Raw genomic sequence first — 12,611 nt, 5'->3', positions numbered from 1 at the left:
ATGACATTTGAGATAATATTTGTGCTATTGGCACTTTTGGGCATGGTGGTGGCATTGGCATTGGATAAAATGCGCCCCGGCATGGTGCTATTTTCCGTTGTAGTTTTGTTCTTATGTGCCGGCATCCTGACACCCAAAGAGATGCTGGAAGGTTTTAGTAATAAAGGAATGATTACCGTAGCTATGCTATTTTTGGTCAGTGAGGGTATTCGTCAGTCCGGAGCATTGGGACAGGTTATCAAAAAGTTGCTTCCTCAGGGCAAGACGACTGTGTTTAAAGCCCAATTTCGTATGCTTCCCACTATCTCTTTTATTTCTGCCTTTCTTAATAATACTCCTGTTGTTGTAATATTTGCTCCGATAATCAAGCGTTGGGCAGAGTCGGTAAAATTACCTGCTACCAAGTTTTTGATACCTCTTTCTTATGTGACTATTTTGGGGGGTATATGTACTCTTATCGGAACTTCTACTAACCTGGTAGTACACGGCATGATATTAGAGGCAGGTTATGAAGGATTTACTATGTTTGAATTAGGCAAAGTGGGTATTTTCATAGCTATAGCAGGAATTATTTATTTATTTCTATTTTCTTCTAAACTCTTGCCGGATGTTCGTACGGATGCTGTGAAGCAAGATGACGAACCGGAAGAAGATGTTGGTTTGCATCGGGTTGAGGCTGTACTTGGTCCTCGTTTTCCTGGTATTAACAAGAAGTTGGGAGAGTTTAATTTTCAGCGTCACTATGGAGCAGCTGTTAAGGAAATAAAGCGGAGCGGACAAAGTATTACTGCGAATCTGGATAATGAGGTTTTGCGTGAGGGTGATACTTTAGTGGTGATGGCGGATGATTCTTTTGTTAAAACTTGGGGAGAATCTTCCGTATTCGTTTTGTTGGCGAATGGCAAAGATAACGAACCGGTTCCCGGAAAGGGGAAACGTTGGTTTGCCCTTCTTTTGCTGATATTGATGATTACCGGTGCTACAGTAGGCGAACTGCCGGTTGTGAAAGAAGCATTTCCGAATATCAAGCTGGATATGTTTTTCTTTGTTTCTGTGACTACTATCATTATGGCGTGGACTAAAATTTTTCCGGCCCGTAAGTACACTAAATACATTTCATGGGATATCCTGATAACAATTGCGTGTGCTTTTGCCATCAGTAAAGCAATGGTTAATTCCGGTGTGGCAGATGTAGTGGCAAGTTATATCATTGGTATGACTGAACATTACGGTCCTCAGGTGTTGCTGGCAGCTGTATTTATCATTACGAACTTGTTTACCGAATTGATAACCAATAATGCCGCTGCTGCATTAGCTTTCCCTTTAGCGCTCTCCATTTCTTCGCAGATGGGTGTCAGCCCTATGCCTTTCTTTGTAGTGATCTGTATGGCTGCCTCTGCCAGTTTCTCTACACCTATCGGTTATCAGACAAATTTGATTGTGCAAGGTATTGGAAACTATAAGTTCACTGATTTTGTCCGTATCGGATTGCCGCTGAATATTATAGCTTTCTTGATATCCATATTCCTTATTCCATTAATTTGGCCCTTTTAATAATTAGATTATGACAGACAATAATATATATCCGATTTTTGATAGGATGTTGTCGAGAGAGGATAAAGAAGAACTTCTCGGTCAGCATAGTGTGATGATATGGTTTACCGGATTGAGCGGTTCCGGTAAAAGTACGATAGCTATTGCTTTGGAGCGCGAATTGCATAAGCGAGGTTTACTTTGCCGTATTCTGGACGGGGATAATATCCGTAGCGGCATCAATAATAATTTGGGCTTTAGTGAAGCTGATCGTGTAGAAAATATCCGCCGTATTGCAGAAGTTTCCAAACTTTTTATTGATTCAGGCATTATAACTATTGCTGCTTTTATCAGTCCTAACAATGATATCCGAGAAATGGCGGCTAATATCATCGGGCAGGAGGACTTCTATGAAGTGTATGTCAGTACCCCTTTGGCTGAGTGTGAGCGTAGGGATGTAAAGGGGCTGTACGCAAAGGCACGCCGGGGAGAGATTAAAAATTTTACGGGGATTTCCGCTCCGTTTGAAGCACCTCTTCATCCGGCATTGACGTTAGATACCTCAAAACTCAGCCTGGAAGAGTCAGTCAACCAACTGCTCGACCTCATTTTACCGAAAATACAGATTAAAAAGTGATTATATAAAAAATGGAAGAATATAAATTGAGCCATCTGAAAGAACTCGAAGCAGAGTCTATTCATATCATCCGTGAAGTGGCAGCGGAATTTGAAAATCCGGTGATGCTTTATAGTATTGGAAAAGACTCTTCGGTAATGGTTCGCCTTGCCGAAAAAGCCTTTTATCCGGGTAAAGTACCCTTCCCGTTGATGCATATCGATTCGAAGTGGAAATTTAAGGAAATGATTCAATTCCGCGATGAGTATGCCAAAAAGCATGGCTGGAATCTGATCGTAGAAAGTAATATGGAAGCTTTTCATGCAGGTGTAGGACCGTTTACTCATGGAAGTAAAGTACACACAGACTTGATGAAAACTAAGGCTCTTCTGAGTGCTCTGGATAAATATAAATTTGACGCAGCTTTTGGGGGTGCTCGTCGTGACGAAGAGAAATCACGTGCGAAAGAACGTATTTTTTCTTTTCGTGATAAGTTCCACCAATGGGACCCGAAGAACCAACGTCCGGAATTGTGGGATATCTACAATGCCCGTGTGCATAAGGGAGAGAGCATTCGTGTGTTCCCGTTGAGTAACTGGACGGAGCTGGATATCTGGCAATACATTCGTTTGGAAAATATTCCTATTGTTCCGTTGTATTATGCCAAGGAGCGTCCGTGCGTAGAAATTGATGGTAATTTGATTATGGCAGATGATGACCGCCTGCCTGAAAAATATCGTGATCAGATAAAGATGAAAATGGTACGTTTCCGTACATTGGGCTGTTGGCCGTTGACTGGTGCGGTAGAGAGCAATGCGGATACGATTGAGACAATTGTAGAGGAGATGATGACTACCACCAAGAGTGAGCGTACCACCCGTGTAATCGATTTTGATCAGGATGCCAGTATGGAGCAGAAAAAGCGTGAGGGATACTTTTAAGAATTAAAAATTAAAACCTGAGGATTGGAATTTTAAACCTGACCTTTAGAACTTTAATGCTTAGGTTTAAGAAGATAAAGGTGACAATTAAAAAGTAAAAAGTGATGGAGAATAACTCTAAACTAAATATCAAGGAGTTTCTGGATAAAGACGAACAGAAAGACTTACTCCGCTTTCTGACTGCCGGTTCGGTGGATGATGGAAAATCTACGCTGATCGGGCGTTTGTTGTTTGATAGCAAGAAATTGTATGAAGACCAGTTAGATGCATTGGAACGTGATAGTAAACGTATGGGAAATGCTGGTGATCACATTGATTACGCATTGCTGCTAGATGGTCTGAAAGCAGAACGTGAACAAGGTATTACGATTGATGTGGCATATCGATATTTCTCTACTAATAATCGTAAATTCATCATTGCTGATACTCCGGGACACGAGCAATATACGCGTAATATGATTACCGGCGGTTCAACGGCTAATCTGGCTATCATTCTTGTAGATGCCCGTACCGGTGTCATTACACAGACGCGTCGTCATTCTTTTCTGGTGTCTTTGTTGGGCATTAAGCATGTGGTGCTGGCTGTTAATAAAATGGACTTGGTAGACTTCTCTGAGGAGCGCTTTAATGAAATCGTTAAAGAGTATAAACAGTTTATTGCACCATTGGGTATTCCTGATGTGACTTGTATTCCGCTCTCCGCTTTGGATGGCGATAATGTAGTGGAGAGGTCTGAACGCACTCCATGGTACAATGGTATTTCTTTGCTCGATTTCTTGGAGACTGTCCATATTGATAACGATCATAACCTGTCGGACTTCCGTTTCCCGGTACAGTATGTATTGCGCCCTAATCTTGATTTCCGTGGTTTTTGCGGTAAAGTTGCATCAGGGATAGTGCGTAAAGGGGATGAAGTGATAGCGTTACCTTCAGGCAAAAAATCACGTGTTAAGAGCATTGTTGCGTATGACGGTGAACTGGATTATGCTTTTCCGCCTCAATCTGTAACTTTAACGCTGGAAGATGAGATTGACGTATCGAGAGGAGAGATGTTGGTACATCCTGATAATTTACCAGTTGTAGATCGCAATTTTGAGGCCATGCTGGTGTGGATGGATGAAGAGCCGATGGATCTCAATAAATCCTTCTTCATCAAGCAGACTACTAATTTGAGTCGTTCACGTATCAGTAGCATTAAATATAAAGTAGATGTTAATACGATGGATCAGTTGTCCGTTGATAATGGACAATTGATGCCTGATGATCTGCCTATGCAGTTAAATCAGATAGCCCGTGTTGTTCTTACTACTGCCAAGGAATTATTCTTTGATCCTTATCAAAAAAATAAGGCAACAGGTGCATTCATTCTGATTGATCCGATTACCAATAATACCAGTGCTGTCGGTATGATTATCGATAGGGTAGAGGATAAGGATATGCATCTTTCTGAAGATCTTCCGGTTTTGAACTTACCGAAGTTAGAAATTGCTCCCGAACACTATGAAGCTATAGAAAAAGCGGTGAAAGATCTGAAGCGCCAAGGTATTGAAGTGAAAATAATCAAATAATGTACCATAATTATGGGTTTACTGGAATTTAACAAACTCCCTATAAATACTTTGGTGGGAGCCGATTGGAAAACATTTAATGCCATTACGAAAGGACGGGAAATTGATGCGGCATACAAAGGCAAATACCGTTTGACTAAGGCGGTATGTCGTCTGCTTTCTACACTGGCTCCTTTACAGAACGGACGTTATGAGAAACGGTTGGCATCCCAACCGCTAGAGCATGATCCGGTATTCATTCTTGGCCATTGGCGCAGCGGAACGACCTTTGTGCATAATGTCTTCTCATGCGACAAGCATTTTGGCTATAATACTACTTACCAAACTGTATTTCCGCATCTGATGATGTGGGGACAGCCTTTCTTCAAGAAGAACATGAGCTGGCTGATGCCTGATAAGCGTCCTACAGATAACATGGAACTTGCTGTAGATCTGCCACAGGAAGAAGAGTTTGCACTTGCCAATATGATGCCTTATACCTATTATAACTTTTGGTTCCTCCCAAAGTATCAGCAGGAATATGCAGATAAATATTTGCTGTTCGATGATATAACGGAAAAGGAACTGAAGGTTTTTGAAGAAGTATTTACCAAATTGATTAAGATATCATTGTGGAATACTAACGGAACACAGTTCTTGAGTAAGAATCCGCCCCATACGGGACGTGTGAAAGAGCTGGTCAAAATGTTCCCTAATGCTAAATTTATCTATCTGATGCGTAATCCTTATACGGTGTTCGAGAGTACCCGAAGTTTCTTCACGAATACAATCCAGCCGTTGAAGTTGCAGGACATCAGTAATGACGAAATTGAAAAGAATATTCTTTCTATTTATGCCAAACTGTATCATAAATACGAGGCTGATAAATCTTGCATTCCTGCCGGTAATCTGGTGGAAGTGAAGTTCGAAGACTTCGAAGCGGATGCTATGGGGATGACTGAGCAGATTTATCGCGATTTGTCTATTCCCGGGTTTGCTGAAGCACGCAATGATATAGAAAAGTATGTAGGTGGAAAGAAGGGATATAAGAAGAATAAATATAGATATGATGATCGCACCGTGCAATTGGTTCAGGATAACTGGAACTTTGCATTGGAGCAGTGGAAATATGAACTTTAATTAAAAAAAAGCTAATGAGATGATGCAGAAGAAAATTTGTATGTACGGTTTGCTATCCGCTTTTTTATGTTGCGGAACGGCACTTGCACAGCAGCAACAGCATACTGTGGAAATGATTCCGTTCGGAGACATGGATCAATGGATAGACCGTCAGATTAAAGAGTCGGGCATTATCGGTGGTGCGTTGAAGAATGTATATGCTATCGGACCGACTGCAACTATTCGTGAGAATAAGGCCTATAAGAATATGGGTGGTTCGCCATGGGCTACTTCGAATGTTATGGCGCGTGTAACGGGTATTACTAAAACCAATACTTCAGTGTTTCCCGAGAAGCGTGGTGATGGCTACTGTGCCCGTATGGATACCCGTATGGAAAGCGTAAAAGTATTGGGTATTGTTGATATCACAGTACTTGCCGCAGGTTCTATGTTTTTGGGGGAAGTGAATGAGCCGATTAAGGGCACAAAGAATCCGCAAAAGATGCTGAATTCCGGTATTCCCTTTACCAAGAAACCTATCGCTGTGCAGTTTGACTATAAAGTTAATATGTCTGATAGGGAAAAGCGTATTCGTGCTACCGGTTTTAGCCGGATAACGGACGTAGAAGGTAAAGACTTCCCGGAGGTGAATTTGTTTTTGCAGAAGCGTTGGGAAGACAAAGATGGCAATATTTTTGCTAAGCGGGTAGGGACTATGGTGGTTCGTTACTATAATACCACTGATTGGCATAATAATGCTACGTATTCAGTCATGTATGGAGATATTACCGGTGATCCTGCTTATAAGCCTCATATGATGCGTTTGCAAGTAGAAGAACGTTACGCAATTAATAGTAAAGGTGAAAGTGTTCCGGTCAAAGAAGTAGCATGGGGAACAGAAGAAGATGCTCCTACACATTTATTATTGCAGTTTACTTCCAGCCATGGAGGAGCATACATAGGTTCTCCCGGTAATTCACTCTGGATCGATAATGTGAAACTGGTATATTAAAATATTATTTCAGTATAAAATGAAGAGGGCGGCTAACATCAGTTAGCCGCCCTCTCTTCGTTTAGAGTTTACAACTCTTTGTCCCTATATCTTATTCCAGAATTACTACTCGGTTCAAATAGTTCTTACCGAACATGTTAGCAGTACCACCGAATCCAACGAGTTCGAGCTGATCCTTATCAACGCCTTCCTTAATCAATGCGTCGTAAACAGCCTGAGCACGTTTTTCAGACAACTTCTGGTTCCAGGAAGCGCTACCCGTAGCCTTGTCAGCATAACCGGCAACTTTGTACTTCTTATCCGGGTTAGCCTTCAGGATCTTAGCGGCCAACTGGATGTTAACCATACCGTAATCATCGATGCGAGCGCTACCAATCTTGAAGAAGATGGCACGAGGACCGGCAACTTCAATTTCCTTCACTACTTCCTTAGTTACAGGCTTAGCGTTAGCCAAAGCGTTCTTAGCATTAGCCAGATCAGCCTGAGCTTGTGCCAGTTCACTTCTGTACTTATTGATTTCGTTGTTGATAGCATTCTGATCAACTTTCGAGCCACAAGCTACGAACTTCTTGCCACCGAAAGTATAGGTTGCACCTACAGTTAAGCCTACAATACCTTCAGTCTTAGCATCGCTTACAGAACCGAAAACAGAAGGAGATACTGTACCACGAGCTTCGAGATCGATAGCCCATTTCTGGTCAATGTTGTATTTAGCACCCAAACCTAAGCTTGCGCCAACCAACAGACGTACCTTATCATCTTTAGGATAACTCTTAGAAGGATCCAGTTCTTGCTTATAAGTCAAAGAACCATCAGCGTTAGTAACCTCAGTGGTCTTTGTTGCAAGATTCCAGGTACTATAAGAATTTGAGATATTCAATGTAGGACCTACAAAGAACATAAACTCAAATTTACGGCCTTCTTTGTAACCGCAGAAGAGGTTAGTCAGGTTCAGCATTGCATCAGCATTCAATGCAACGAACTTCTTCTTATAGTTATACCAATTCTCCTCTTTGCCTACGTTTTCAAAAGGGTATTGAGTATGAAGTTTACCGGACCATCCGGCAACCTGACCACGGATACCCCATACCGGGCTGAAGAATTTTCCCAGTGATACATTCACCAGAGGTGTTATGGATTCACCGAATCCATAATCAAAGTTGCTGGGGTTGGTCACAACTTGTCCACCCACGCCTACACTGATAAAGAAATTGTCCTTCCAGCTTTCACTGTAGTACTTTTCTTTAGTCTGTGCATTGGCAATGGTTGCCCCTGACAACAGTAAAGATAATATTACTAATTTACTTTTCATTGTTTTTTAGTTTTTAATAGATTTAACTCTTTATTACTTATTCATTCTTCACCATTCTCTTATTTCAGGTTAAACCTGAACATCAATCCACCAGTGAAATATTGCATTCGTTGTAATTCCACCTGTAAATGCAAATGGTTGAACAACAAATAGGTGGCACCCAACGCAAAATCTTTCGAATCATATTCCGCTATCACCCTCAAATCCGGTGCGAAACTGGGATTGTAAGTGATACCCGCCGCTATTCCGTTCAGCTTGTACTCCTTTCTCTGATTATATAAATAAGAGAGGTGTACTCCGATTTCTTCTGTTCCTATCGGCAGATGCTTGGTTGCAGCTATATAAAAACGGCTGAAATATCCGTTTCCGCTTGATGAACCAACTACCCCACCTCCGGAAGAAGTAAACGGGTCTGATGTTCCCAGAACCACAGCCGGCATATACTTCCAGAATTGCCCTTCTTTCAAAGCTCGCAGCCGGACAGAGAAATATCTGTCCTGATTCGTAAAACCTGAGTAACCGTAAGGCTTTAAGCCCAGTGCTTCCGCTTTGAAAAGTGTGCATGTGTATGCCACTTCCAACCAGGGGAAAAAGGTCACGTTCAGGTAATAGTTGTACGTATGATAGTACCACGTAGGAGGAGTTATCTCCTTGTTCATAAAGTTGGCACCCAGCATTATTGTCTTATCTTTCTGCATTTCTGCGGAAGGGGCATGCAACAAACCTGTAGTACCGTAAGTTAATTGAGCCGAAAGTACAAACGCACAGCATAAAAACAAGTACGTAACTATTATTCGCTTCATCTGCATCTGCCTTTCTCTATACACTTTATACTTTCGGGTCAATCTGTGATCTATTGTTCTTAACAATCAGAATTATTCAGCCTCGATGATACCACCACCAGCGTTGCCTGTACCATGACCGTGGTCATGACCATGATCGTGAGAAACCTTAATGATTTCCATATCGTCATAGTTAACGGTAGCTGTACCTGCAGCTTGGTATTTCGCATATACTCCAGACAGATCCATGTCTACATCTGTAGTCGTTTCAACAGGTTCTTCATCTCCTGAAGTAATAATAGTAGTAGAAGTTACCTTTGTTACTCCTATAGTGAAATCAACGAATTCTTGTTTAGAAGTGATACTCTTAACAGCAGTGTAAGGTGCTAATTCGAATTTGTATCCCTTTTCTATAAGTTCGTTTTTGTATCCATCAGCAACGATTGTATCAGTAGCTGCCTTCATAGCTTGAGCAACTGCTACACCTAATGCAGTTTCACTGCCAAGGTTACCTCCCTGTATATCAATAGTCTTCATACCTACTAATACTGGAATGTCATAAGTATATTGCTTAACTCTATCAGTTCCATTTACAATCATAGGATCAAAAGTATCTACTGTCGGTACAAGAGTAGGAGCAGCATTAGTTCTTGTAACTTCAACATTGAATGAGAAATCAATCTTCACTTCAACATTCGGAGTTTCTCCACCCGGTTCTGTACTAGCTGTAGGTTTAGCAATCTTCTGAACTAAAGTCATTTCAATACCATTTTCATCTACGATCTTGAAAGTAGCACTAAAGAATTTAGAAGAAATGGCTCTGGTTGTAGTCTCTTCTACGAATTCAGTTTCAGGAACATTAAACTTATACGCATAAGTGTTGGAGTTACCTTCACCGTAGAATTGAGTGCCCTTGTCATTGTACAAACGTACAACTTTTGCCAACATCCATCTGTTACCAAACTTCAAGTCACCCGCAAGAACTACTGTTCCTGTAGCAGTTTTAACCAGAACGATTTCTGTTGCGTAATCTTCAGTAGCAAATGCGTCTGCGAAGTCAATAGCTACTTCTTTCTTAGCAGCCGGCAAAGATATGTATTGGATAGTAGATACAAATCCGTCTTTGCTTGCTTTAATCTTATATGCACCGGCAGTTAGAGGAGTAGTTTCATAATCTACTTCTGTAGCACCTGCACCATATACAGTTACGTCAGCATCGTTGATTACATTCATGTCTTCATCCAAAACTGTTACCTTGAGGTCATATCTCAATTCAACTTCTTTGGTTGTAGCTGTTTTGCCTAATACGAAGTTAACAGGATAAACAGCAGCTTGTCCCGGTTTCAATTCAGCAATGTTCACAGTTGTCTCTTGTTTATCGAAACCTGTGCAATTAGCTGTAACCTTTACAGCACCGTGTGACAAGCCTGAAATAGTGAAAGACCCGCTGCTTTGAGTAACAGTACCTTTATCTGATGTAACTGTTGCAGCAGTCAAGATAGTACCTTCAGCACTGTAAATTGTACCTGTAATTGTGTACTGGGCAGCTGGCAATGTTACACTCTGATCGGGATCGATGATATCCAATCCTTCATCCTTGTAACATCCAGTGAGTAATGACCCTGTTAAGGCCACTACGGCTAATGCTAATTTAGCATTGTAGCCGTTAAAGAAACTTTTCTTTTTCATCTCAATAAAATTAAAAATTTAGTAATTCTGATTTAATAAAATATGGATTAAAACTATTATTACTCATTATGTTCTCGCTTGCGTTAGCCCGGAATCCCTTATAATAATAGCGTTCGTTGCCTGCATTATAAGCGATACCCATATTCTTTGAGGGCGTCACCCGCGGTATATATCCTTTTCTCTTATATTTATAAGGTGGGAGCGCTATTTGAAATCTAAAACCGCCATTTGACTTTGCTCCTTGCGCTTTCATTGCATAAAAGCCAATCGAGCAATAGCGGAAGTGTCGAATCAAATCAAACCGTACGCCTTTTTCACCCAATAGATATTGTTCACCTTTCAAACTTGCCTGAACATTATATTCGGGCCAATAAAAATTGGCTCCTAAACTCCATGTCAAGCGTGTCTTTGTTCCATAGTAAAATTCAAATCCATCCCATTCATACGCAGCGGTTAACCCTATGCGTCCTTCAAACGAGAAACGCTCGTCGGCTTTTAGCACATGAAGCAATTTTAAATCACCTCCATACCGACTGGCATTAAATGTTCCGACAGTTCCTGTAAGCCATGTATTATATGGTAAGCGAACAGTTTGCTGTAATGTCAGAAATCCCGGGCGTACTTTATCCGCTAAATCACCATACCCGTCGTTATAAACCGGGAAAATAACCTGCGCAGTTAACTTCATCCCTTTCCAAAATGAGACCTCGACTGCTGGTGATAAGTTAAAAAGCACTTGGTATACCTGCGTAATCACCAGATTTTTTAATGATACTTCCGGATACACAACCACATCTACCTTAAACAAAGAACTATTTTTTCTCTTTTCTTTCCGAACCAGCTTCCATGAGTCACCTAAATTGTAACTAACGTCCCAATCCGTACGACTTGCTTCAGGGACGCTGTCACCGATTATCGGTTTATAGTAAAGAGAAATTTGAGGTACGTTATTATCTAGAACAATTATCCTGCATGGCTTTTTATCCGGTAAACCCATTTTTTGAATAATGTCTACCGCCTTGCCAATGCCGACTCCATTCAGACGATACGCAGAATTTTGCAAGACGTATACACGCTCTTTGCCATCTTCCGTCCACCCTACATTTTCAAATCCCATCTCTACTAAAGTATTCACCGTACTTTCTCCTGTTTGGCAAATTCCCTTTAAAGGAAGCAAACAGAATAAAAAGAGCGCCGCACATTGTGCTATTGTTTTAGTAGCTAGACACTTTCCCATGTTAGAGTTTCTATACCTCATTTTATTTATTCAATTTTCATATCTTTACGACACAAAATATGGTGCAAAAATAGACACATTTTTAATAATACCAAAGAATTTTACATGAAAAAATAAAATAATGTAGCTTTTTCTGCATAATTGTTCTCATAACGCTAACATTCTTTGCCTATAAGCTTATAATGCATGATTAAGAGGTTAATAAATGACTAATAAATGCGACATTTATATGAAAAATAGACCTTCAAACGTAATTCTGATTATATATGCGTTTCATAAAAAACGAATTATTATTTGCTTAAAAGTTCCATAAGTTCATTCTACGTACTTACAATGATAATTTATAACCTCATTTTACTCGTTGGCGGGATTAGCCGTTGGCCTGGCTTTAGTCAGGAACCTATCAAATAGGTATCTGGTCCGTACCTGCTCCGTAGCAAATTCGGTTAGAGGTACTTTTAACCGAATTTGCTACGGAGCAGGTACGGACCAGATATGGGGCAGGTGCGAACAGAACCCGGTTTTGAGTCCTTGCAGACGCGAGAAAGAAAACATTAATTCCGCCAATGGGTCCCTTTTATAAACATACGATCTGTCTTTTTTTAAGTTCAGGAGTTTTTTAACCTTGTTATGTGCAAAGTTTCAAAAAGCAGGTAAATAATCTTTTTGACATTTTGTATTTTTAGTTAGCTGAGAATCCATTGTTTTCAATCTAATGGATGTGATGATGAAAAGAAAGAATAAAAAAACAGCAAAAGTCAGATTATTAGATGTATATCGAAATAATTACATCTTTTTTAGGACAAAACGCTTGTTGATAAAC

General features: G+C 40.6%; 10 protein-coding genes. 6 read left to right on the top strand and 4 right to left on the bottom strand.

All coding sequences use genetic code 11. From position 1 onward, the window contains the following. The 6 genes from K6V21_RS22840 (at position 1) to K6V21_RS22815 (ending at position 6,768) form a co-directional block, all read left to right on the top strand. On the top strand, positions 1-1,554 hold the full coding sequence (locus K6V21_RS22840; RefSeq protein WP_217716155.1) for an SLC13 family permease: 1,554 nt from the start codon (positions 1-3) through the stop codon (positions 1,552-1,554). Between the two features lie 10 nt (positions 1,555-1,564). Next, positions 1,565-2,170 (top strand): adenylyl-sulfate kinase, encoded by a 606-nt coding sequence (cysC, locus tag K6V21_RS22835; RefSeq protein WP_044264033.1) that lies wholly within the window; start codon positions 1,565-1,567, stop codon positions 2,168-2,170. 11 nt (positions 2,171-2,181) lie between these two features. After that, positions 2,182-3,090 carry a sulfate adenylyltransferase subunit CysD gene (gene cysD, locus K6V21_RS22830; RefSeq protein ID WP_007214383.1) on the top strand — a complete coding sequence of 303 codons (909 nt, stop codon included), beginning with the start codon at positions 2,182-2,184 and terminating at the stop codon, positions 3,088-3,090. A 104-nt stretch (positions 3,091-3,194) separates the two neighbouring features. Next, positions 3,195-4,658, top strand: coding sequence for a sulfate adenylyltransferase subunit CysN (cysN, locus tag K6V21_RS22825; RefSeq protein ID WP_224319988.1), 1,464 nt, complete (start codon positions 3,195-3,197; stop codon positions 4,656-4,658). A gap of 12 nt (positions 4,659-4,670) precedes the next feature. Beyond that, positions 4,671-5,777 carry a sulfotransferase family protein gene (locus K6V21_RS22820; RefSeq protein ID WP_044264026.1) on the top strand — a complete coding sequence of 369 codons (1,107 nt, stop codon included), beginning with the start codon at positions 4,671-4,673 and terminating at the stop codon, positions 5,775-5,777. 19 nt (positions 5,778-5,796) lie between these two features. Next, the gene (locus K6V21_RS22815; RefSeq protein ID WP_044264024.1) at positions 5,797-6,768 is read left to right on the top strand and encodes a PCMD domain-containing protein; all 972 of its coding nucleotides are present in this window, start codon (positions 5,797-5,799) and stop codon (positions 6,766-6,768) included. 91 nt (positions 6,769-6,859) lie between these two features. Here K6V21_RS22815 and K6V21_RS22810 read toward each other — a convergent pair whose 3' ends face one another. The 4 genes from K6V21_RS22810 to K6V21_RS22795 form a co-directional block, all read right to left on the bottom strand. Continuing rightward, a complete protein-coding gene (locus tag K6V21_RS22810) occupies positions 6,860-8,080 on the bottom strand; it encodes an OmpA family protein (RefSeq protein WP_224319987.1) in 1,221 nt (406 codons plus the stop codon). Positions 8,081-8,139: 59 nt separating this feature from the next. After that, a complete protein-coding gene (locus K6V21_RS22805; RefSeq protein WP_195426044.1) occupies positions 8,140-8,889 on the bottom strand; it encodes a YjbH domain-containing protein in 750 nt (249 codons plus the stop codon). A gap of 66 nt (positions 8,890-8,955) precedes the next feature. Then, on the bottom strand, positions 8,956-10,497 hold the full coding sequence (locus tag K6V21_RS22800) for a carboxypeptidase-like regulatory domain-containing protein (RefSeq protein ID WP_224319985.1): 1,542 nt from the start codon (positions 10,495-10,497) through the stop codon (positions 8,956-8,958). A gap of 64 nt (positions 10,498-10,561) precedes the next feature. After that, entirely contained in the window at positions 10,562-11,809 is a 1,248-nt protein-coding gene (locus K6V21_RS22795) for a hypothetical protein (protein WP_224319984.1), read from the bottom strand. Positions 11,810-12,611: the final 802 nt, after the last annotated feature.

It is taken from the genome of Bacteroides cellulosilyticus, from assembly GCF_020091405.1.
Taxonomy (GTDB): domain Bacteria; phylum Bacteroidota; class Bacteroidia; order Bacteroidales; family Bacteroidaceae; genus Bacteroides.
This window is presented reverse-complemented; position numbering and strand designations above follow the sequence as displayed.